23 protein-coding genes are annotated in these 21,243 nt (G+C 55.3%); 21 read left to right on the top strand and 2 right to left on the bottom strand.

Annotation, left to right across the window (positions count from 1 at the left end):
* The 21 genes from ACXJGX_RS01635 (at nt 1) to ACXJGX_RS01535 (ending at nt 18,749) form a co-directional block, all read left to right on the top strand.
* Nucleotides 1-123, top strand: a complete 123-nt coding sequence (locus ACXJGX_RS01635; protein ID WP_474778393.1) for a hypothetical protein — start codon at nt 1-3, stop codon at nt 121-123.
* Entirely contained in the window at nt 123-1,223 is a 1,101-nt protein-coding gene (locus tag ACXJGX_RS01630) for an NADH-quinone oxidoreductase subunit E (RefSeq protein ID WP_474778392.1), read from the top strand. Before ACXJGX_RS01635 ends, ACXJGX_RS01630 begins: the two co-directional genes overlap by 1 nt.
* 187 nt (nt 1,224-1,410) lie before the next feature.
* Nucleotides 1,411-2,010, top strand: a complete 600-nt coding sequence (locus ACXJGX_RS01625) for an NADH:ubiquinone oxidoreductase (RefSeq protein WP_474778391.1) — start codon at nt 1,411-1,413, stop codon at nt 2,008-2,010.
* A 51-nt stretch (nt 2,011-2,061) separates the two neighbouring features.
* Complete coding sequence (locus ACXJGX_RS01620; protein WP_474778390.1) at nt 2,062-2,292, top strand: DUF5337 domain-containing protein; 231 nt, start codon at nt 2,062-2,064, stop codon at nt 2,290-2,292.
* Nucleotides 2,292-3,578, top strand: coding sequence for an NADH-quinone oxidoreductase subunit NuoF (gene nuoF / locus ACXJGX_RS01615; RefSeq protein ID WP_474779153.1), 1,287 nt, complete (start codon nt 2,292-2,294; stop codon nt 3,576-3,578). The genes ACXJGX_RS01620 and nuoF overlap by 1 nt, the downstream gene beginning before the upstream one ends.
* Nucleotides 3,575-3,985 carry a hypothetical protein gene (locus tag ACXJGX_RS01610; RefSeq protein WP_474778389.1) on the top strand — a complete coding sequence of 137 codons (411 nt, stop codon included), beginning with the start codon at nt 3,575-3,577 and terminating at the stop codon, nt 3,983-3,985. Before nuoF ends, ACXJGX_RS01610 begins: the two co-directional genes overlap by 4 nt.
* A gap of 5 nt (nt 3,986-3,990) precedes the next feature.
* Complete coding sequence (locus ACXJGX_RS01605; RefSeq protein ID WP_474778388.1) at nt 3,991-4,224, top strand: hypothetical protein; 234 nt, start codon at nt 3,991-3,993, stop codon at nt 4,222-4,224.
* 145 nt (nt 4,225-4,369) lie between these two features.
* Complete coding sequence (locus ACXJGX_RS01600) at nt 4,370-4,777, top strand: DUF5333 domain-containing protein (protein ID WP_474778387.1); 408 nt, start codon at nt 4,370-4,372, stop codon at nt 4,775-4,777.
* 140 nt (nt 4,778-4,917) lie between these two features.
* Nucleotides 4,918-6,933 (top strand): NADH-quinone oxidoreductase subunit NuoG, encoded by a 2,016-nt coding sequence (nuoG, locus tag ACXJGX_RS01595; protein WP_474778386.1) that lies wholly within the window; start codon nt 4,918-4,920, stop codon nt 6,931-6,933.
* Between the two features lie 114 nt (nt 6,934-7,047).
* Entirely contained in the window at nt 7,048-8,085 is a 1,038-nt protein-coding gene (gene nuoH, locus ACXJGX_RS01590) for an NADH-quinone oxidoreductase subunit NuoH (protein ID WP_474778385.1), read from the top strand.
* Nucleotide 8,086: 1 nt separating this feature from the next.
* Nucleotides 8,087-8,581, top strand: a complete 495-nt coding sequence (gene nuoI / locus ACXJGX_RS01585; protein WP_474778384.1) for an NADH-quinone oxidoreductase subunit NuoI — start codon at nt 8,087-8,089, stop codon at nt 8,579-8,581.
* Between the two features lie 11 nt (nt 8,582-8,592).
* Nucleotides 8,593-9,012, top strand: a complete 420-nt coding sequence (locus tag ACXJGX_RS01580) for a DUF4259 domain-containing protein (protein ID WP_474778383.1) — start codon at nt 8,593-8,595, stop codon at nt 9,010-9,012.
* Nucleotides 9,009-9,407: a carboxymuconolactone decarboxylase family protein gene (locus tag ACXJGX_RS01575; RefSeq protein ID WP_474778382.1), complete on the top strand. Its 399-nt coding sequence runs from the start codon at nt 9,009-9,011 to the stop codon at nt 9,405-9,407. The genes ACXJGX_RS01580 and ACXJGX_RS01575 overlap by 4 nt, the downstream gene beginning before the upstream one ends.
* Nucleotides 9,404-10,009 (top strand): NADH-quinone oxidoreductase subunit J, encoded by a 606-nt coding sequence (locus ACXJGX_RS01570; RefSeq protein WP_474778381.1) that lies wholly within the window; start codon nt 9,404-9,406, stop codon nt 10,007-10,009. Before ACXJGX_RS01575 ends, ACXJGX_RS01570 begins: the two co-directional genes overlap by 4 nt.
* A gap of 77 nt (nt 10,010-10,086) precedes the next feature.
* Entirely contained in the window at nt 10,087-10,392 is a 306-nt protein-coding gene (gene nuoK, locus ACXJGX_RS01565; protein WP_113776488.1) for an NADH-quinone oxidoreductase subunit NuoK, read from the top strand.
* A 5-nt stretch (nt 10,393-10,397) separates the two neighbouring features.
* Nucleotides 10,398-12,563 carry an NADH-quinone oxidoreductase subunit L gene (nuoL, locus tag ACXJGX_RS01560; protein WP_474778380.1) on the top strand — a complete coding sequence of 722 codons (2,166 nt, stop codon included), beginning with the start codon at nt 10,398-10,400 and terminating at the stop codon, nt 12,561-12,563.
* Nucleotides 12,563-14,104 (top strand): NADH-quinone oxidoreductase subunit M, encoded by a 1,542-nt coding sequence (locus ACXJGX_RS01555; protein ID WP_474778379.1) that lies wholly within the window; start codon nt 12,563-12,565, stop codon nt 14,102-14,104. The genes nuoL and ACXJGX_RS01555 overlap by 1 nt, the downstream gene beginning before the upstream one ends.
* Before the next feature lie 12 nt (nt 14,105-14,116).
* Complete coding sequence (nuoN, locus tag ACXJGX_RS01550) at nt 14,117-15,553, top strand: NADH-quinone oxidoreductase subunit NuoN (RefSeq protein ID WP_474778378.1); 1,437 nt, start codon at nt 14,117-14,119, stop codon at nt 15,551-15,553.
* Nucleotides 15,543-16,301, top strand: a complete 759-nt coding sequence (locus tag ACXJGX_RS01545) for a biotin--[acetyl-CoA-carboxylase] ligase (RefSeq protein ID WP_474778377.1) — start codon at nt 15,543-15,545, stop codon at nt 16,299-16,301. The genes nuoN and ACXJGX_RS01545 overlap by 11 nt, the downstream gene beginning before the upstream one ends.
* Before the next feature lie 13 nt (nt 16,302-16,314).
* On the top strand, nt 16,315-17,088 hold the full coding sequence (locus ACXJGX_RS01540; protein ID WP_474778376.1) for a type III pantothenate kinase: 774 nt from the start codon (nt 16,315-16,317) through the stop codon (nt 17,086-17,088).
* Nucleotides 17,085-18,749: a ribonuclease J gene (locus ACXJGX_RS01535; protein ID WP_474778375.1), complete on the top strand. Its 1,665-nt coding sequence runs from the start codon at nt 17,085-17,087 to the stop codon at nt 18,747-18,749. Before ACXJGX_RS01540 ends, ACXJGX_RS01535 begins: the two co-directional genes overlap by 4 nt.
* 287 nt (nt 18,750-19,036) lie before the next feature.
* On the opposite strand, the gene ACXJGX_RS01530 is transcribed toward ACXJGX_RS01535, so the two are convergent.
* Together ACXJGX_RS01530 and ACXJGX_RS01525 are read right to left on the bottom strand one after the other, a co-directional pair.
* Nucleotides 19,037-20,491, bottom strand: a complete 1,455-nt coding sequence (locus tag ACXJGX_RS01530) for a DEAD/DEAH box helicase (RefSeq protein WP_474778374.1) — start codon at nt 20,489-20,491, stop codon at nt 19,037-19,039.
* A 228-nt stretch (nt 20,492-20,719) separates the two neighbouring features.
* The gene (locus ACXJGX_RS01525) at nt 20,720-21,157 is read right to left on the bottom strand and encodes a hypothetical protein (protein WP_474778373.1); all 438 of its coding nucleotides are present in this window, start codon (nt 21,155-21,157) and stop codon (nt 20,720-20,722) included.
* Nucleotides 21,158-21,243 lie beyond the last annotated feature (86 nt).

Here is a 21,243-nt window from a genome sequence, read left to right as displayed (position 1 = left end):
ATGTTGAATATTGGCTTGCCCAGCCTGCTGCTTCTGTTAGGTGGGCTTAATCCTGGTGGGATCGTCCCCACCGCCTTGTTTGCGCTGACCATGTCAGCTGCCGTAATGACTGGGATCAACTGATGCTACGCCGCCTTTACCACGACCAACCCGCCACGTTTGCATTTACGCCCGACAACCAGAAATGGGCTGAGGCGCAGATGAAAAAGTTTCCCGAAGGGCGTCAAGCCTCGGCGGTGATTCCGATATTGTGGCGCGCGCAAGAGCAAGAAGGCTGGTTGACACGTCCTGCCATCGAACACATCGCGACAATGCTTGATCTGGCATATATTCGCGTGCTGGAGGTCGCATCGTTTTATTTTATGTTCCAACTACAGCCCGTTGGTTCCATTGCCCACATTCAGGTGTGTGGTACGTTATCGTGCATGATCTGTGGCGCCGAAGATCTGATCGCGGTCTGTAAAGACAAGATTGCGGATAAGGCGCATACGCTGTCAGCGGACGGAAAATTTTCCTGGGAAGAGGTCGAATGTTTGGGATCGTGCGCCAACGCGCCGATGGCCCAAATTGGCAAAGATTACTACGAAGATCTGACCGCCGCGCGTCTGGGCGAGATCATTGATGAATTAGCTGCCGGCAAAGTCCCCGTACCCGGCCCGCAAAACGGACGTTTCGCAGCAGAGCCCTTGAAGGGGCTGACCAGCTTGCGCGGCTACGAAAGCGGGAAAACCAAATACAATGCGAGCGTCCAAGCCGCGGTTGATATCGGCGACACCGTCAAACGCATTGACGGCACAGAGGTGCCGCTATTGACGCCGTGGATCAAAGGCGCAGCGCCTGATGCTGTGACATCCAAGCCCAATGCAGCAGAACCCAAACCTGCAGCAACAAAACCGGCGGACAAAACCGGCATCACCAAGCAACAAGCCGTCGCAACGTCAAAGGGCAAGCCCGTCAGCAAGGCTGACCCTGCGACTGTGGAAACGAAACCAACCACTTTGGCCACGGCGCGCCCATCGGGCGCAGATGATCTGAAACGGATCAGCGGCGTCGGTCCAAAGCTTGAGGGCATTTTGAACGAACTCGGTTTTTGGCACTTTGACCAGATTGCAGCATGGACCGCAGATGAGATCACGTGGGTCGACAACCGCCTGAAATTCAAGGGACGTATCGTCCGTGATAACTGGGTTGACCAAGCGACGACATTGGCCAAAACGAAGTAAAGACGTCACAATTCGGTAAAAAAAACGATCTATAGTGATTTTGGTGCCGCAAAACGCGAATAACGTTAGATTTTGTCCCTCAAGCAGTCATTGTAGATGACGGTGAATGGGACGTGGACACGCGGCTTTATTCATTTCCAGTCAACACGAGAAGGTCGGTGAACGACCATTCGAGGGAGACCATAACATGGATGGATTGAAACCAGTCACACAGCGCATGATCGCTATTGCAGCCTGTTTCGGTATAGGCTTCACGATTTTGTTGCTTTTGTTTGGCGAGATGGGATTTTTTGGTGCGCTCCTGTCCGGCGCGATCGTTACTGCGGTCATTCTTTTTGTGATGATGCTGGGGTGGCTTGATCGGCTGGCGCCGCCCGGTGACGATAAATCTACGACGATCAGTGCCCCTGCAAAAACAACCCCTTCGCGCACTGTTGAACCGAACGCTGCGCCCGTGCCAGTCGACGACAGCGCAGATGCCGCGAATGCGATGCCAACAGACGTCCCGGCGCAGGTTGGCCCAGCGGCAGCGCCGCAAGCTGACACCGGTAAACCCGACGCACTTGCGGCACCACGTGCGGGTGGTGCTGACGATTTGAAGCAGATCAAAGGTGTTGGACCCAAGCTCGAGATGATGTTGAACGGGATGGGGATTTATCACTTTGATCAGGTCGCGGCCTGGGGTGCAGCCGAAGAAAAATGGGTGGACGAAAATTTGCAGGGCTTTAAGGGTCGTGCAACCCGTGACAAATGGGTAGAACAAGCCAAGACACTGGCGGCCAAATAAACCGTCATATAAAGACAAAGAAAGGCGGTGTCGCAGGGCACCGTTTCGCACATGAGCCAAGAACCAAATGCCGACCAAGCCAAAATAGGACGACGTACTGCGTTGTTTCTTGCGGGAACAGGTATTTTATGGATTTTGGCGACTTGGGCAGGGTCACATTTCGGTTGGTCCGTGCGGACCCGCGCGTTATTTGACCTTATTGCGCTTGCCGGATTCGGTTTTGCGCTATGGCTGACATTTCAACTCTGGCGGACGCGCCAGAACGACAAGGGCGAAAGCTGATGCTCAAAGACGAAGACCGGATTTTCACGAACCTTTACGGTATGCATGATCGGACCCTGAAGGGTGCGCAGACACGTGGCCATTGGGACGGAACCGCCGATATCATTAAAAAAGGCCGCGACTGGATCGTAAACGAGATGAAAGCCTCTGGTTTGCGCGGCCGCGGCGGAGCAGGATTTCCAACGGGTCTGAAATGGTCCTTTATGCCCAAGGAAAGCGACGGACGTCCGTCTTACCTTGTCGTGAACGCCGACGAATCTGAACCGGGCACATGCAAAGACCGTGAAATCATGCGTCATGATCCGCACACATTGGTCGAAGGATGTTTGATTGCGTCCTTCGCGATGAACGCGCATGCCTGCTATATCTACATTCGTGGTGAATACATCCGTGAAAAAGAAGCGTTGCAAGCCGCGATTGACGAGGCTTATGCCGCTGGTCTTGTGGGTAAAAATGCTGCCAAATCCGGCTGGGATTTTGACATCTACCTGACACACGGTGCCGGCGCCTATATTTGCGGCGAAGAAACCGCGCTTCTTGAAAGCCTTGAGGGCAAAAAGGGAATGCCGCGCATGAAGCCGCCGTTCCCTGCGGGTGCCGGGCTTTATGGCTGCCCCACCACGGTGAACAACGTCGAATCCATTGCGGTTGTTCCGACGATTTTGCGGCGCGGCGGCGGGTGGTTTTCGGGAATTGGGCGCGCGAATAACGCGGGCACCAAGCTTTTTGCGATTTCTGGGCACGTGAACAATCCCTGCGTCGTCGAAGAAGAAATGGGAATCACCTTTGAGGAGCTGATCGAAAAGCACTGCGGTGGCATCCGTGGCGGTTGGGACAATTTGAAGGCCGTGATTCCCGGCGGGTCATCCGTTCCGAACGTGCGTGGTGAAAACATGCGCGATGCGATTATGGATTTCGACGGGCTTAAGGAAAAAGGATCGAGCCTTGGCACCGCCGCCGTAATCGTGATGGACCAGTCCACCGATATGATCAAAGCGATCTGGCGTCTGTCGAAGTTTTACAAACACGAAAGCTGTGGTCAGTGCACGCCGTGTCGCGAAGGCACCGGCTGGATGATGCGCGTTATGGAGCGTTTGGTAAAAGGTGATGCATCGGTTGACGAAATCGATATGTTGTTCTCTGTTACCAAGCAGGTCGAGGGGCACACGATTTGTGCGCTGGGTGATGCGGCTGCATGGCCGATCCAGGCCCTGATCAGAAACTTCCGGGATGAAATTGAAGACCGGATCAAACATAAACGTGTAGCGGGGATTGCAGCAGAATGATCGTTCGGGGACTGATGATGGGCGCGGCGCTGACGCTTGCCGCATGTGCAACCGGATCCAAGGCGGCACGCCCGTTTGATGATCCCGCCGTGCAACAGCTGTATACGATGTCGACGCCAGTATATTACGCGACATTGAAGGTCGCGAACGATGTTGCGCGTAATTGCGCGCGCTATCGCTATGATGCCGTATTGGATGCGGAGCTGAATGAAAGACGCAACGAGGTCGGGCGTGGTTCATTGTCGGCGATTCCTTTGCGGCTTGCGATTGAAACCGAAACCGGTGTGGCCGAGCGTAGCTTTAGCGCGAAACATGGCGTTGATCTGACAGCAGCGGATTTGTGTCCGGCTGGCGACGCCGAGTTCCTTGAAGGTTCCGCGCTAAGTGCGTTGCTTATCCCGGTCTGACCCGAATGACCCTTCGTACCTTTATTGACGGGGCCGCCAGTTTCTGCGCGGCCCTTGTTACTTGCGCTGTCTGTGGTGTGCCGGCTTGGTTCACAATGCTTTCGGTGCGGGCGGGGCTTGCGCCAGTTTGGGCGTATGTCGCATCTGGCGCACTTGCGGTGATCGGCATGATCTTGTGCTTTGCCTTTCTGCGCAAGGCGTTGGCCGGGATATCACCGACACGTCAACGACGTCGTTAATGTGATCAGGCTGCGCTGGTGCGATCCGCGCTCGGCAGCGCTCGCACAAAGATATCATCGCAGTGATATTGAATATCCGCCCTCGCGACGCAATGTCTTGTTCGATCAGAGTGTGCAGGCAAGCTGCGCACGCAGGAGAACTGTTATGAATAAATCCACCATGTTTTTTGCAGCAATCGTCTGTGCATCTGTCGGCGCTGCTAGCAGCCTGTCCGCGCAGACCGCGCTCAAGGATGTGGCCGAAATTCGCGATGGCATTATTCACGTGGGTATGGCGTACGAAATTTCCGAGCAATGTGACGAAATCAGTGCCCGCACATGGCGCGGCCTGACATTTCTGCAATCGTTAAAAAACCGTGCTTCGGCATTGGGATATTCCGATGCGGAAATTGACGCATATGTTGATGACCGTGCCGAAAAACGCCGCCTTGAGGGGATGGCGCGCGAACAGCTTGCGATGCTCGGCGCTGTTGAAGGTGCGCCCACGACATATTGTGCCGTGGGCGCGGCGCAAATTGCGGCAAAGACCCGTGTTGGCTGGCTATTGCGGTAGACAGACATAATTGACACGAAATTTGGTGTCTTTTTTGCCAAACTGACTGGCATCATGTTTCCGAGCGCGTTAGAACGCCTCAGACGCGGTCCCACCTCGAACGCATGAGGCAGGCGCGAACGGGAATATAAAGGCACGCCATGTCTGATCTACGCAAAGTCGTCATTGATGGAACTGAGGTCGAAGTGGATGGGGCGATGACCCTCATTCAGGCCTGTGAAGAGGCAGGGATCGAGATCCCACGTTTTTGCTATCACGAACGGCTTTCAATTGCTGGTAACTGCCGGATGTGCCTGGTCGAGGTCGTCGGCGGCCCGCCAAAACCTGCGGCATCCTGCGCGATGCAGGTCCGCGATTTGCGCCCTGGTCCCGAAGGTCAGCCGCCTGTCGTGAAAACCAATTCGCCTATGGTGAAAAAAGCCCGTGAAGGCGTGATGGAATTTCTGCTGATTAACCATCCGCTGGATTGTCCGATCTGCGATCAGGGTGGCGAGTGTGATCTTCAGGATCAAGCAATGGCCTACGGCGTAGATTTCAGCCGGTTCCGTGAACCCAAGCGTGCGACCGAAGATCTGGATCTGGGCCCGCTTGTCGAAACCCACATGACGCGCTGTATTTCCTGCACACGCTGCGTGCGGTTCACCACCGAAGTTGCCGGCATCACGCAAATGGGCCAAACTGGTCGCGGCGAAGATGCCGAGATCACCAGCTATTTGGGTGAGACGCTTGATTCGAATTTGCAGGGCAATATCATTGATTTGTGTCCTGTCGGTGCGCTGGTTTCGAAGCCGTACGCGTTTACAGCGCGGCCTTGGGAGCTGACGAAAACCGAATCAATCGATGTGATGGATGCGCTTGGCGCAAGCATTCGGGTTGATACGAAGGGCCGTGAAGTGATGCGCATTCTGCCGCGCAACCACGACGGCGTGAACGAAGAATGGATTTCAGATAAAACCCGTTTTGTTTGGGACGGTCTGCGCAAGCAGCGTCTTGATACACCCTATATTCGCGAAAACGGCAAGTTGCGCAAAGCAGGCTGGGCAGAGGCATTAACCGCCGCTGCTGCCGCGATGAACGGCAAGAAGATCGCCGGGCTGGTTGGTGATCTGGCCCCTGTCGAAGCCGCATTCGCGCTTAAGCAGTTTGTCGAAGGGCAGGGTGGCGTTGTCGAATCGCGCACAGATGGCGCAAAGCTGCCCATCGGAAACCGGTCTGGCTATGTCGGCACCGCACGCATTGAAGATATCGACACCGCCGAGATGATTTTGCTCGTGGGCACAAACCCCAAGCTGGAGTCACCCGTGCTCAACGCGCGTATCCGCAAGGCTTGGTTGCGTGGCGCAAAGGTCGCGCGGATCGGTGCAGTGGCTGATTTGACGTATGATGTCACAGAGATGGGAACAGACCGCGCGGCGCTTGAAAAGCTTGCCGCGATGGATCATTCCGACAAGCAAGGCACCCGCAGCGTGATGATCGTCGGCCAAGGCGCGCTGCGCGAAGCAGACGGCGCCGCCGTTCTTGCACAAGCAATGAAGGCCGCTGGCAAAGCCGGTTCAAAATTCATGGTTTTGCACACCGCAGCATCCCGCGTTGGCGCGATGGATGTCGGGGCCGTGACCGACGGCGGAATGGATGCGATCAAAGATGCCGAGGTGATTTACAACCTTGGTGCCGACGAAGTCGACATCGCACCCGGTGCATTTGTAATTTATCAGGGCAGCCACGGTGACCGTGGCGCACACCGCGCAGATATCATTCTGCCTGCCGCCGCCTATACCGAAGAAAACGGTCTGTTTGTGAACACCGAAGGGCGTCCGCAGCTTGCAATGCGTGCCAGCTTCCCACCGGGAGAGGCCAAGGAAAACTGGGCGATCTTGCGGGCGCTGTCCGCAGAGTTGGGGGCGACACTGCCTTTTGACAGTTTGGCGCAACTGCGTCAGGCGCTGATTGCGGCGCATCCGCACCTTGGTGACATTGATGTTGTGGCCGAAAACGCGTGGCAACCTTTGCCCGTGATCAAGCCGGGCAAGGCAGATTTCGTTGGCGCCGTGCGCGACTTTTATCTGACGAACCCAATTGCGCGGGCATCGAGCCTGATGGCCGAGCTGAGCGCGAACGCAAAAGCGCGGGCAAACCCGCCGATCGCGGCAGAATAACACCGGGGCAATGACCCCATGAATTTCAGCCCGAAAGGGCTGGCATCGGCGGCGTAAGCGACATATGCGCTGCGTCAAAACAGGACACCGCCAATACGGTGTGAGGGAATAAAGATGGTCGAGTTCTTCACCAATACCAACCTTGGGATCGTCCTTGTGATTTTGGGCCAGTGTCTTTTGGTCCTGATCCCTTTGTTGGTCGCGCTCGCATTTTTGATGTACGCGGACCGCAAAATTTGGGCAGCCGTGCAGATGCGCAAGGGGCCAAACCAGGTTGGGATCTTTGGCCTGCTGCAATCGTTCGCGGATTTCCTGAAATACATCGTCAAGGAAATTGTCGTACCCGCCGGGGCCGATAAATTTGTTTTCTTCCTTGCGCCGATGATTTCGTTCGTGCTGGCCGTGGTCGCTTGGTCGGTGATCCCTTTCAACGATGGTTGGGTATTGTCCAACATCAACGTGGCCATCTTGTTTGTCTTCGCGGTGTCCTCACTTGAGGTTTACGGCGTGATCATGGGTGGTTGGGCGTCCAACTCGAAATATCCGTTCCTCGGGTCGTTGCGGTCTGCCGCACAGATGATCTCTTACGAAGTGTCGCTTGGTTTGATCATCATCGGTGTCATTATCTCGAGCGGGTCAATGAACTTTGGCGATATCGTCGAGGCACAGCGCGGCGCCGGATTGCTAAGCTGGTATTGGGTCGCGCACTTCCCGATGTTGTTCCTTTTCTTTATCTCGGCGCTGGCCGAAACCAACCGCCCGCCGTTCGATTTGCCAGAGGCGGAATCAGAACTGGTTGCGGGCTATCAGGTTGAATATTCGTCAACACCGTTCCTGTTGTTCATGATTGGCGAATTGATGGCGGTCGTGCTGATGTGCGCACTGATCTCGCTATTGTTCTTTGGCGGCTGGCTGTCCCCGCTGCCATTCCTGCCCGATGGCATCTTTTGGATGATCCTGAAGATGGCGATGTGCTTCTTCATGTTCTCGATGGTCAAAGCGATCACACCACGTTACCGCTATGACCAACTGATGCGGATCGGCTGGAAAGTTTTCTTGCCAATGTCATTGGGTTGGGTCGTTCTGGTGTCATTCCTTGCAAAATACGAAGTTCTCGGCGGCTTCTGGGCCCGCTGGACGATGGGAGGCTGATATGACCCAAATGGATTACACACGTGCTGCGAAATATTTCCTGCTTCAGGATTTCTGGGTCGGTTTTAAACTGGGGATGAAGTATTTCTTTTCCCCCAAGGCCACGTTGAATTATCCGCATGAAAAGGGGCCGTTGTCTCCGCGGTTTCGTGGCGAACACGCGTTGCGCCGGTACGCCAATGGCGAAGAACGTTGCATTGCCTGTAAGCTGTGCGAGGCCGTGTGCCCGGCGCAGGCGATCACCATTGATGCCGAACCCCGCGATGACGGTTCACGCCGCACCACGCGCTATGACATCGACATGACAAAATGCATCTACTGCGGTTTCTGTCAGGAAGCCTGCCCGGTGGATGCCATTGTCGAGGGTCCGAATTTCGAATTCAGCACCGAAACCCGCGAGGAATTGTATTACGACAAGGCCAAACTTTTGGCCAATGGCGACCGTTGGGAATCCGAGATTGCGCGCAATCTCGAGCTTGACGCGCCGTATCGGTAAGGGGCCAGGACATGGGCGCTTGGGGCGTAGGATCACTGGATAACGACGGCAGCCAAGATTGGCTGTCCGACTTTAGTGAGTTTGGTGCGTCAGCGGTGTCTGACATTCTATCTGCAAGCGCCGAAGGTATTGCCGACGGCTATATCGATGCAGATATCGGGTCTGCGATTGTCGCATTGGCCGAAGTTGTCTGCGCCGCATTGGGTAAGATGGATGAAAACCTGTCGGACCAATTGGCCGAACCCGTAGAAGACCACAAAGACGCGCTGCTTGATATCGATAACGTTCAGGCGCGGACCCTCGAAGGGCTTGAAGCCGTCATATCGGATGCTGACACTTCAGAACTCTACGATTTGTGGGAAGAGTCCGACGACTTTGATGCATGGTTAGAACATGCGAAGGTTTTGCAAGCGAGATTGGATGCCGCATGACCGACAACAATCCCTTTGAAGCGATGATGAAGATGAGCCAGGACTGGGCCAAGTCGATGAATGTCGACTTGGATGCGTTTACGCCAAAAGGTTTTGAAAACCTGTGGCCGACGATGTCCAAGGACACGATGGAGATGTTCTTTGGCAAGGGCGTGAACCCGGACGGGCTTGACGCCAAGACGCGGCTGCTGTTGACCCTTGCAGGGCTGACCGTGTTGGGGGCACAAGCCGAATCTCAGATCAGATTGACCGTGCGCCACCTGATCGAGGCGGGCGCGACAAAGCAGGAAATCGCGGAAACGATTGCCCAAATGGGAATGTTTGGCGGTGTGCCTGCCATGACAAAGGCCATGGAATTGGCAAATGAAGTGTTGGAAAAGGACGAAACCGCATGAGTGTTTTCGCGTTCACATTCTATCTGTTTGCGATCACCACGGTTGTGGGTGGTTTGTTCACAGTGATCAGTCGCAACCCGGTGCATTCGGTGCTTTGGCTGATCCTTGCGTTTTTGTCTTCGGCGGGGCTTTTCGTCACCTTGGGCGCTGAATTCGTCGCGATGCTGTTAATTATCGTCTATGTTGGCGCGGTCGCGGTGCTGTTTTTGTTCGTCGTGATGATGTTGGACGTTGATTTCGCCGAACTGAAGGCTGAGATGGCGAAATACATGCCATTGGCGCTGCTGATCGGGATCGTGATCATCATGCAATTGGCGCTGGCATTTGGCGTATGGGATTTCTCGGATGGTGTGAACGTGCGCGTTGCCGCACCAGCGGGCGATGCGGATAACACCGCCGCCCTTGGTATGCTGATCTATGACAAATACATTATGTTGTTCCAGTTGGCGGGCCTGATCCTGCTGGTCGCGATGATCGGTGCGATTGTGCTTACATTGCGCCACCGGGTCGACATCAAACGCCAGAACGTTATCGCGCAAATGCACCGCGATCCGGCCAAGGCGATGGAACTCAAAGACGTGAAACCGGGGCAGGGCCTTTAGGCGCTGCTGAAGATCCCGGATGACCGCTGGGATGCGACAAACAAAATATCGGGGAATATCCCCGGAGGGACGAATGAATGATCGGACTTGAACATTATCTGGCGGTGGCTGCAGCCCTGTTTGTCATCGGGATCTTTGGCCTGTTTCTGAACCGTAAGAACGTGATCATCTTGCTGATGAGCATCGAGTTGATGCTGCTTGCGGTGAACATCAACTTTGTCGCTTTCTCGAGCTATCTTGATGACTTGGTCGGACAGGTGTTCACCCTATTCGTGCTGACCGTTGCCGCTGCCGAGGCCGCGATCGGTCTGGCCATTCTGGTTTGTTTTTTCCGCAACCGCGGAACCATCGACGTTGAAGACGTCAACGTGATGAAGGGCTAACGCAAATGGAAACCACCATTCTTTTTGCCCCACTGGTGGGCGCAATCATCGGCGGCTTTGGTTGGAAGCTGATGGGCGAAACCGCCGCACAGTGGATCACGACAGGACTGTTGTTTTTGGCGGCTTTCCTGTCTTGGATTGTGTTCCTGACCTTTGATGGCACGACCGAAACCATCACTATTCTGCGCTGGATCGAAAGCGGCACATTATCCACCGAATGGGCGATCCGCATGGACCGGCTTACCGCGATCATGTTGATCGTGATCACCACGGTGTCTGCTCTCGTGCATCTTTATTCCTTTGGCTACATGGCGCACGACGATAACTTTAGCGAAGGCGTTGCGTATAAGGCCCGCTTTTTCGCCTATCTGTCGTTTTTTACGTTTGCGATGTTGATGCTGGTGACGTCTGACAACCTCGTCCAGATGTTCTTTGGCTGGGAAGGCGTGGGTGTCGCGTCATATTTGCTGATCGGTTTCTACTATAAAAAACCATCAGCGGGTGCAGCGGCGATTAAGGCGTTTGTGGTGAACCGCGTTGGTGACTTTGGTTTCGCGCTTGGTATTTTCGCGCTGTATATGATGACGGATAGCATCCGTTTTGACGATATTTTTGCGGCTGTGCCCGATCTTGCCGAACAGTCACTTCATTTCCTGTGGCGCGACTGGAATGCAGCGAACCTGATTGCGATGCTGCTGTTTATTGGTGCGATGGGTAAATCCGCGCAGTTGATTTTGCACACATGGTTGCCGGACGCGATGGAAGGGCCCACCCCAGTGTCGGCCCTGATCCACGCGGCAACCATGGTAACCGCTGGTGTTTTCCTTGTGTGCCGCATGTCGCCGCTGATGGAATACGCGCCGGAAACGACGAACTTTATCGTCTTCCTTGGTGCGACGACCGCATTCTTTGCGGCAACGGTTGGTTTGGTCCAGAATGATATCAAACGCGTGATTGCGTATTCAACCTGTTCGCAGCTGGGATATATGTTTGTTGCCGCCGGTCTGGGTGTCTATTCCGTCGCGATGTTCCACCTGCTGACGCATGCGTTCTTTAAGGCGATGCTGTTTCTGGGGGCGGGCTCTGTCATTCACGCTATGCACCACGAGCAGGATATGCGGAACTATGGCGGCTTGCGCCATAAGATTCCCAAAACGTTCTGGATGATGATGATCGGGACGTTGGCCATTACCGGGGTTGGTATTCCGTTCTTGTATATCGGCTTCCCTGTCGGGTTTGCGGGATTTGTCTCCAAAGATGCGATCATCGAAAGCGCTTATGCCGGCACCAATGGCGGCTATGCGTTCTGGATGCTGTTGATCGCGGCGTTTATGACCAGTTTCTATAGCTGGCGCCTGATGTTCATGACGTTCTTTGGAACAGCACGTGGCGACGCACACACCCATGATCACGCCCATGAAAGCCCCAATTCGATGTTGGTGCCGCTCTATGTGCTTGCGATCGGCGCGATTTTTAGCGGGATGGTCGGCTACGGCGCATTCTTCGGGCACACCGACAAGATCGGCAAGTTCTTTGGCGTTCCCTATGCAGAGGCTGGCGCGCATGAGGCTGTGGCCGAAGGCCACGATGTTGTTGCCGCAGAGGCGGGCCATGTTGTGGTCACGTCCGACGCAGGTCATGGCGAAGCGACAGACCACGGTACAGAAACGATGGATGCGAACGCTGGCGAACATCACTATGTGCTGACGGGGGCTCCGGGAGAGGGCGCAATCCATATGTCGCCAGACAATCACATCCTGACCGAGGCACATGAGGTGAATTGGCTGGTCAAGCTGTCACCCTTTATCGCGATGTTGGCTGGGCTTGGTTTAGCATATCACATGTATATCCGCCGTCCTGATCTGCCCGGCCGGTTGGCCAAGCAGCAAGCGCCGCTTTACAACTTTTTGCTCAATAAATGGTACTTTGACGAGCTTTATAATGTCGTCATCGTCCGGCCCGCTTTTGCGATTGGGCGTTTCCTGTGGAAGCAGGGGGATACGAAACTGATCGACGGCGGAATTAACGGTTTGGCCATGGGCATCATTCCATTCTTCACAAGGCTCTCTGCGCGTGCGCAGTCTGGCTATGTGTTCACTTATGCGCTGGCAATGGTTCTGGGGATTGCAGTTCTGCTGACCTGGGTCTCGATGACCGGAGGGGCAAACTAATGGGTAACATCCTTACACTTACGACGTTTATTCCGCTGGGTGCAGCCGTGATTTTGGCACTGTTCCTGCGTGGGGATGACGCCGCTGCGCAGAAGAATGCAAAATGGGTTGCAATGGCAGCCACGGTGGCCACTTTTCTTGCGTCGCTCTTTATCCTGAGCAATTTTGATCAGAATGACACGGGCTTTCAACTGGTTGAAGAGCAGCCTTGGTTGCTGGGGCTTCAGTATAAGATGGGCGTTGACGGGATCAGCGTTCTTTTTGTGATGTTGACCACATTCCTGATGCCGCTTGTGATCGCATCCTGTTGGAACGTCACTGCCCGCGTCAAAGAGTATATGATTGCTTTCCTGATCTTGGAAACCTTGATGCTGGGTGTGTTTATGGCGCTGGATCTGGTGCTGTTTTACATGTTCTTCGAGGCGGGCCTGATCCCGATGTTCCTGATCATCGGGATTTGGGGCGGTAAGAACCGGATTTATGCTTCGTTTAAATTCTTCTTGTATACGTTCCTCGGGTCGGTGCTGATGCTGGTTGCAATGGTTGCGATGTTCTCGCAGGCGGGTACGACCGATATTCCGACACTGATGACCTTCGACTTTGCATCAGAGAACTTCAGCGTTCTTGGCATCCACATCGTGGGTGGCATGCAAACGATGCTATGGCTTGCGTTTTTTGCCAGCTTTGCGGTGAAGATGCCGATGTGGCCCGTTCACACATGGCTGCCTGACGCCCACGTTCAGGCGCCGACGGCGGGTTCTGTCGTTCTGGCCGCGATCCTGCTCAAGATGGGCGGCTATGGATTCTTGCGGTTCAGTCTGCCGATGTTCCCGATCGGATCCGAAGTCATGGGGCCGTTGGTTCTTTGGCTGTCGGCAATCGCGATTGTGTATACGTCGCTGGTGGCGCTGGTGCAGGACGACATGAAAAAGCTGATTGCGTATTCGTCGGTGGCACACATGGGCTATGTCACGATGGGTATTTTCGCCGTGAACCAGCAGGGCATTGACGGTGCGATTTTCCAGATGATCAGCCACGGCTTTATCTCGGGCGCGCTATTTTTGTGCGTTGGCGTAATTTACGACCGGATGCACACCCGCGAAATCAGCGCCTATGGCGGTCTGGTGAACCGGATGCCGGCCTATGCGCTGATCTTTATGTTCTTCACGATGGCAAACGTGGGTTTGCCTGGTACATCAGGCTTCGTTGGGGAATTCCTGACACTGATGGGTATTTTTCAGGTCAACACATGGGTGGCAGCAATCGCGACGACAGGCGTTATCTTTTCGGCGGCTTATGCGCTGTGGCTGTACCGCCGCGTTGTCATGGGCGACCTGATCAAAGAAAGCTTGAAGACAATCACCGATATGACCACGCGTGAAAAACTGATATTCACACCGCTTGTTGTGATGACCATTTTGTTGGGTGTCTACCCGGCATTGGTTCTGGATATCATTGGGCCAAGCGTGACCGCGTTGGTTGACAACTATGAAACAGCTGTGGCGGGATTTAAGACCGTCGCCCAAGTTGCATCGCATTAAGGAACGGATGACATGATTTCCGCAGATATCCAAATCGTCATGCCCGAAATCCTGCTGGCTGTTTATGCCATGCTGGCATTGCTTGGCGCTGTTTACACGACCAAAGACAAGGCGGCACCGCTGCTGACTTGGCTGACATCAGGCGTGTTCGTTCTTTTGGCCGCTTGGATCGGCATTACAGGGCAGGGCACCCAGACGGCCTTTGGCGGCATGTTCAACGACGACGGTTTTGCCCGCTTTGCAAAGATCATGGTCCTGCTGTCCGCCGCCGCGGTTTTGCTGATGTCCGAGGCCTATATGCAGCGTCGTGGTCTGTTGCGGTTCGAGTATCCGATACTGGTGGCCCTTTCGGTGGTTGGCATGATGGTGATGGTGTCCGCTGGCGATCTGATGGCGCTGTACATGGGTCTTGAGCTGCAGTCGCTCGCGCTTTATGTCGTCGCGTCCTTGCGCCGTGACAGCGTCAAGTCGACCGAGGCAGGGCTTAAGTATTTTGTGCTGGGCGCATTGTCGTCCGGTTTGCTGCTGTACGGGGCATCGCTGACCTATGGCTTTGCCGGCACCACCCTGTTCAGCGGGATCATCGATGCAACGGCTCAATCGCCATCACTGGGGTTATTGTTCGGCATTGTGTTCTTGATTGCCGGGCTGGCGTTCAAAGTATCAGCAGCGCCGTTCCACATGTGGACGCCTGATGTGTACGAGGGATCGCCAACACCCGTAACAGCGTTCTTTGCGACGGCACCAAAGGTGGCGGCGATGGCGATGTTTGCACGGGTCGTGCACGATGCCTTTGGCGGTATTGTCGGTGATTGGCAGCAAATCGTTGCTTTCCTTGCCGTCGTGTCGATGTTCTGGGGCGCTGTCGCCGCGATTGGTCAAAAAGATATCAAACGCCTGATGGCTTATTCGTCGATTGCGCACATGGGCTTTGCTCTTATGGGGCTTGCAGCGGGGACTGCGTTGGGTGTGCAGGCGATGCTGATTTATATGGCGATCTATATCACCATGAACGTCGGTACCTTTGCCTTTATCCTTGGTATGGAACGTGACGGCCGCCCGGTGACAAACATCGAAAGCCTGCGCATGTACTCAAAACGGCAACCGCTGCGCGCCCTTGCGATGTTGGTGCTGATGTTCAGCTTAGCCGGTGTGCCGCCGATGGTTGGTTTCTTTGGCAAATTCTATGTGCTGCGCGCAGCTTATGATGCCGGTCTGGGCTGGCTGGCAGTGGCTGGTGTTGTCGCGTCTGTCATTGGTGCGTTCTATTACTTGCGTGTCGTGTTCTACATGTACTTTGGCGAGGAAGGCGACGCGCTGGACGGAAAATTGACCCCGGTACTTTGGGCGTTCCTGATGGGTTCTGCCGCGGTGATGGTGCTGGGTATTGTGAATTTGTTCGGGATCGAAACAGTGGCCGCAGCGGCGGCAGCAACGCTTGTCAACTGACAGCGCACACGCGCATTGGCCTGAAGGCTATGGGTGCATAATCCGCGACACTGTGGAAAGCACCATGATCGAGGCAGCGCGCCTTGCGCCAACGCTGGAACAGCCAACCTGGATCATGGCACATACCCAGACCGGCGCGCGGGGGCGGCGCGGGCGCGCATGGGTTGTGCCGCAGGGGAACCTGAATGCGACGTTGGTTTTTAAACCGAATTGCACCGCGCCCGAAGCTGCAAAGCGGTCCTTTATGGCCGCGAATGCCCTGTTTGCCGCACTATCCATCTATGTGCAGCCCGAAAAACTGTCGCTGAAATGGCCAAATGACGTGCTGCTGTCCGGCGGCAAGGTCGCCGGCATCTTGCTGGAAAGCAGCGGTCAGGGCCCCTACGTGGACTGGCTATCGATCGGGATCGGCGTCAATCTGCTGCATGTGCCGCAAGGTGTCACGCATGCGGCGTTTGCGCCGACAAGCCTGAAGTCTGCGGGTGGTTGGGATGTCACGCCCGAGGATTTTCTGGCGGTGTTGGCCGACGCCTACGCGACACAAGAAGATAAGCTCACGACCTTTGGGTTTCGCCGCATCCGCGATGACTGGCTATCCAAAGCCGCGCGTCTGGGCGAAATTATCACCGCGCGGACCGGCCAAGCCGAAATTGCCGGTCGCTTTGAGACAGTCGATCTTAAGGGGAACCTGATCTTGCAAACAGCGCAAGGTCCACGGGCGATATCTGCGGCCGATATCTATTTCTAGAAAGGAGCGCGCCATGCTTTTGGCGATTGATTGCGGAAATACCAACACCGTGTTTTCGATCTGGGACGGCACCGATTTTGTTGCGACTTGGCGCACCAGCACGGAATGGCAACGCACGGCCGACCAATATTATGTGTGGCTGTCGACACTGATGCGGTTTCAGAATGTTGATGCGGTCATCGACGAAGTGATCGTCAGCTCGACTGTGCCACGGGTTGTGTTCAACTTGCGGGTTCTGTCAGACCGGTATTTCAACTGTCGCCCGTTGGTGGTGGGCAAACCGGATTGTCTGCTTCCGATGCAGCCGCGCGTCGATGAGGGAACCCAAGTTGGGCCGGATCGATTGGTCAATACAGCCGGCGCGTTTACCCGGCATGGCGGCAACTTGATCGTTGTTGACTTTGGCACCGCAACAACCTTTGACGTTGTGGACACGGATGGTGCTTATGTTGGCGGCGTGATCGCGCCCGGTGTGAACCTTAGCCTTGAAGCATTGCACAATGCCGCGGCGGCGCTTCCGCATGTGGATATTTCCAAACCACAACACGTTGTGGGCACGAATACCGTTGCCTGTATGCAATCAGGCGTCTTTTGGGGTTACATTGGACTGGTTCGCGAGATATGTGCGCGGATCAAAGCAGAACGCGGCGTCGCGATGAAGGTTATCGCGACCGGGGGGCTTGCGCCCCTGTTCCAGCAGGCGGAAAACCTGTTCGACGTGTTTGAAGACGATCTGACGATGCACGGCCTGACCGTCATCCATAAGTATAATAAGGAAAATAAATGAGCGACCGCCTGATCTATCTGCCTCTTGGGGGCGCCGGCGAGATCGGCATGAATGCCTACGTCTACGGCTATGGTAAACCTGGCAAGGAACGCCTGATCGTTGTCGACCTTGGCGTGACGTTCCCCGATATGGACAGCTCACCGGGGGTCGACCTGATCTTTCCTGACATTAGCTGGCTTGTCGCACGCAAGTCCCAGATCGAGGGTATTTTCATCACTCACGCCCACGAGGATCACGTCGGCGCGATCGGTCACTATTGGGAACGTCTTGGCGCGCCTGTCTATGCGCGTCCGTTCACGGCGAATATTGCGCGGCGCAAACTGTCAGAGCATGGCCTGCCCGAAAGCGTGGTGACGGTTGTTGATGTCTATCCGCAAGTGATTGACTGCGGTCCCTTTAAAATTTCGTATTTGCCGATCAGCCACTCTATCCCCGAAAGCGCGGGCCTGTTGATTGACAGCCCGGCGGGGCGCGTTCTGCACTCTGGCGACTTTAAAATCGATGAAACGCCCGTTGTCGGTGACCCGTGGAATGCCGCTCTTTGGGAAGAGGTGTCAAAGGACGGTGTTAAGGCGCTGATCTGTGACAGTACCAACATTTTCTCCGAGGCGCCGGGCCGGTCGGAATCGACGATCGGTGATGCCATTGCCGAGATGATGAAAGACGCGTCGGGCATGGTGGTGGCCACCACATTTGCATCGAACATCGCACGCCTAAAGACACTGGCGATTGCCGCGCAAAAGGGGGGCCGTTCGGTCGTTCTGTTAGGGCGTGCCATGCGCCGTATGGTCGAAGCCGCGACCGAGGTGGGCATTTTGTCGGGCTTCCCGCCTGTGGTATCACCCGAAGACGCGTTGAACATGCCGCGCGAGAACGTGATGTTGCTGGTGACCGGGTCGCAGGGTGAACGCCGCGCGGCCTCTGCACAACTTGCGCAGGGTTCCTATCTGGGGCTGAAGCTCAAGGAAGGGGATACATTCCTGTTCTCGTCGAAAACCATCCCCGGTAACGAACGCGGTGTGATCCGGATTATGAACCAACTGTCCGAATTGGGCGTTGACGTGATCGATGACGCTGGCGGTAAATACCACGTATCTGGTCACGCAAACCGGCCGGATCTGGAAACCATGCACCAGATCGTCAAACCACAAATTCTGATCCCGATGCACGGCGAACATCGCCACCTGCGCGAACACGTCAAAGTCGGGAACAAAAGCGGTCTTACCGGGATCGTTGCCGTAAACGGTATGATGATTGACCTGTCCGGCAATGCACCCAAGGTTGCCGAATACATTGAAACCGGGCGTACGTATCTGGATGGCACCGCACAGTTCGGCGCGATGGACGGCATCGTCCGCGACCGTATCCGCATGGCGCTGAACGGGCATATGATCGTGACGCTGATCATCGATGAAAACGATGAGCCGCTCGGCGATCCTTGGGTCGAAATTTCGGGTCTAGCGGAAACCGGGCGCAACAACGCGGCCTTGGTGGATGTGGTCGAACAAGACCTGAGCCAGTTTATCAATCGCGCCGAAGCAAAAACGCTGCGTGACGATGTGAAACTGGAAAAAGAGCTGAAAACAATTGCCCGCCGTTCTACACAAGGCGAAATAGGCAAAAAGCCAGAAGTCACCGTGATCATATCGCGTCTGAGCTAACACTTTGGTCGGGGGTGACCCCGGCCAGCGCATTTCTTTTTCAGCGTATGTGAACAATCCATCCAAAAAATCAGTTGGTATGCGTATATGGAAACGATCAGCCGTCGGGCTGATCGACCCTTCTGCCCAGTAAAAATACTGTCCTGCCTAGATGCTGGTGTGGATGCATCATCCGTTCAGCCGGCCCGAATGCTGTTTCGGTGACGTGTTCTAACCCGATACAAACACGTCGCATGCGAACCAACTGATCGGCGGTGTTTAAACGTTAATCAACACCGCCAATGTGATCAGCTTTTCATCCGCTCTTCGAAGCTCAGTGCGATAAACGCAGGGGTATCGTCGCCCATGCCGACTACGGCTGGCCCGTTGTCACGGTATTGCTGCCGGTTGCGCGGTGGGCGGCTTTCGCGCGGTTGCTGCGCGGGCTCGGGTGCTGGTGCTGCGGGCTTTTCAGGCGCGGGTGCTGTCACGACTGGCGGTGTTGGCTTTGCGTCCTCTGCTGGTACAGCAGCAGCCGGCTTACGGTTGCGTGTGCGCGTGCGTTTGGGGCGTTCGGGGGCGTCGGTTGCGGGCGCCTGCGATTTCGGAGCCACATCCCCTGGCGCGTCTTGGCGCGGGATTGTCGTGTTCACCAATGCCTCGACATCGGCGAAATATTTTTCGTCGCGCGCGCCACAGATCATGATTGCAGTGCCCGTGCGACCGGCGCGGCCTGTCCGGCCAATCCGGTGCACATAGTCTTCGGCATGGCTTGGCACGTCAAAGTTAAACACGTGGGTCACTGCGGGAATATCAAGACCGCGTGCAGCAACGTCAGAGGCCACAAGAAAACGCAGTTTATTGTCGCGGAACGATTCCAATGTCCGTGTGCGATGGCTTTGGTCCAGATCTCCATGGATCGGCGCCGCCTCATAGCCATATTTATTCAATGACTTTGCGACAATATCGACGTCGGACTTGCGGTTGCAAAAGATGATCGCATTGGTGCAGGCGTCACCTTCGAGGTCAATCAGCTTGCGCAAAAGGGCCCGCTTTTCTGACGGCTCTTTCACCTTGTTCGTGCCGTGGAACATCACAACGCTTTGTTTGATGTTGACGTTTGTGGTTGCGGCGCGCGCGACTTCGATCTTGGCGGGGTTCGACAGGAATGTGTTGGTGATCCGTTCAATTTCGGGTGCCATCGTCGCCGAGAAGAACAGCGTTTGCCGCGTAAACGGCGTGCGCTTGAAAATTTCTTCGATATCGGGAATGAAGCCCATGTCGAGCATCCGGTCGGCTTCGTCGACGACCATGATTTTCACGTCGGTCAGAATAAGCTTACCACGTTCCAAGTGGTCCAGAAGGCGGCCGGGGGTCGCGATCAGCACGTCCACGCCTTTGTCGATCAACTGGTCCTGGTCTTTAAAACTGGTGCCGCCGATCAACAGCGCCTTGGTCAGTTTGGTGTATTTGGCGTATGCGTCAAAGTTTTCAGCAACTTGCGCAGCCAGCTCCCGCGTTGGGGCCAATACCAAAGACCGTGGCATCCGCGCACGCGCACGTCCACGCCCCAACAGCGTAATCATCGGAAGCGTGAAGCTTGCAGTTTTTCCGGTGCCGGTCTGGGCAATGCCAAGGACATCGCGTCCTTCAAGAGCTGGCGGAATTGCACCTTCTTGAATAGGGGTCGGGGTTTCGTAGCCAGTTTCGGCAACAGCCTTAAGAACCTTGGGGTCAAGGTTCAGGTCAGAGAATTTAGTCATGTGCGTCCTATTGATGCGGGTACGGTCCGCGCAGGTGAAAGGACGCATTATTTCCGAGCGTCCCGGCGTCGTTGGCAAATTTAGCCAAGTAACCCGATAGCGAAAATGTGCTTGTGCGTCAAGCGACGCGCCGGGTTTGGCGTTTACTGTTCGCTACCGGTGCGGAAATTGATCGCTGATCATGAGCATGTCAGATTGCCAAAACTGCTATAAGACAAAGCAAACGGCTTAAGATGTGATGATCACAGCATTTTCAAGAACGACCGCATTCCACGTTTGCGGGTCCAAGACGGGCGATAGGTCGCCGCGCAGCGTGATGCGGGCGCCTTCCTCAAGGCCGGCGGCAGGCGTTTTCAATGTCACTTGTAAGCTTGCGCCATGCGACGGGTCACCACAAAACGGGCACAGGCCCATGTCGGACACCAAGATCAGCTCAACAACATCTGCGCCGGGTGTGATCGGGACGACATAGCCGGTAATCACCATGTCGGGGACACCGTTGCGCAGGCTTTCAGGAAATGTCTTTTTGACCTCGTAGGATGTATCCGTCACGATTTCATCAATTTGGATATCGTTTAACATCGCCCAGCCATCGGTCTGTGCCCATACGGATGTGCTGCCTGCGGTCATGGCGAGGGTGAGGGCCGTGCTGCTGATGCGCTTCATATCAATTCTCTGCTTGGGGTTGGCTGCGGTTCACCACAGACTACACGGATTACCGTTTGTTAAAATGACAATTTTACGTGAACCGG

It is taken from the genome of Yoonia sp. SWMV100 (genome assembly GCF_056108365.1).
The sequence above is the reverse complement of the archived record's forward strand: the minus strand, read 5'-3'. Positions and strand labels throughout refer to the sequence as shown.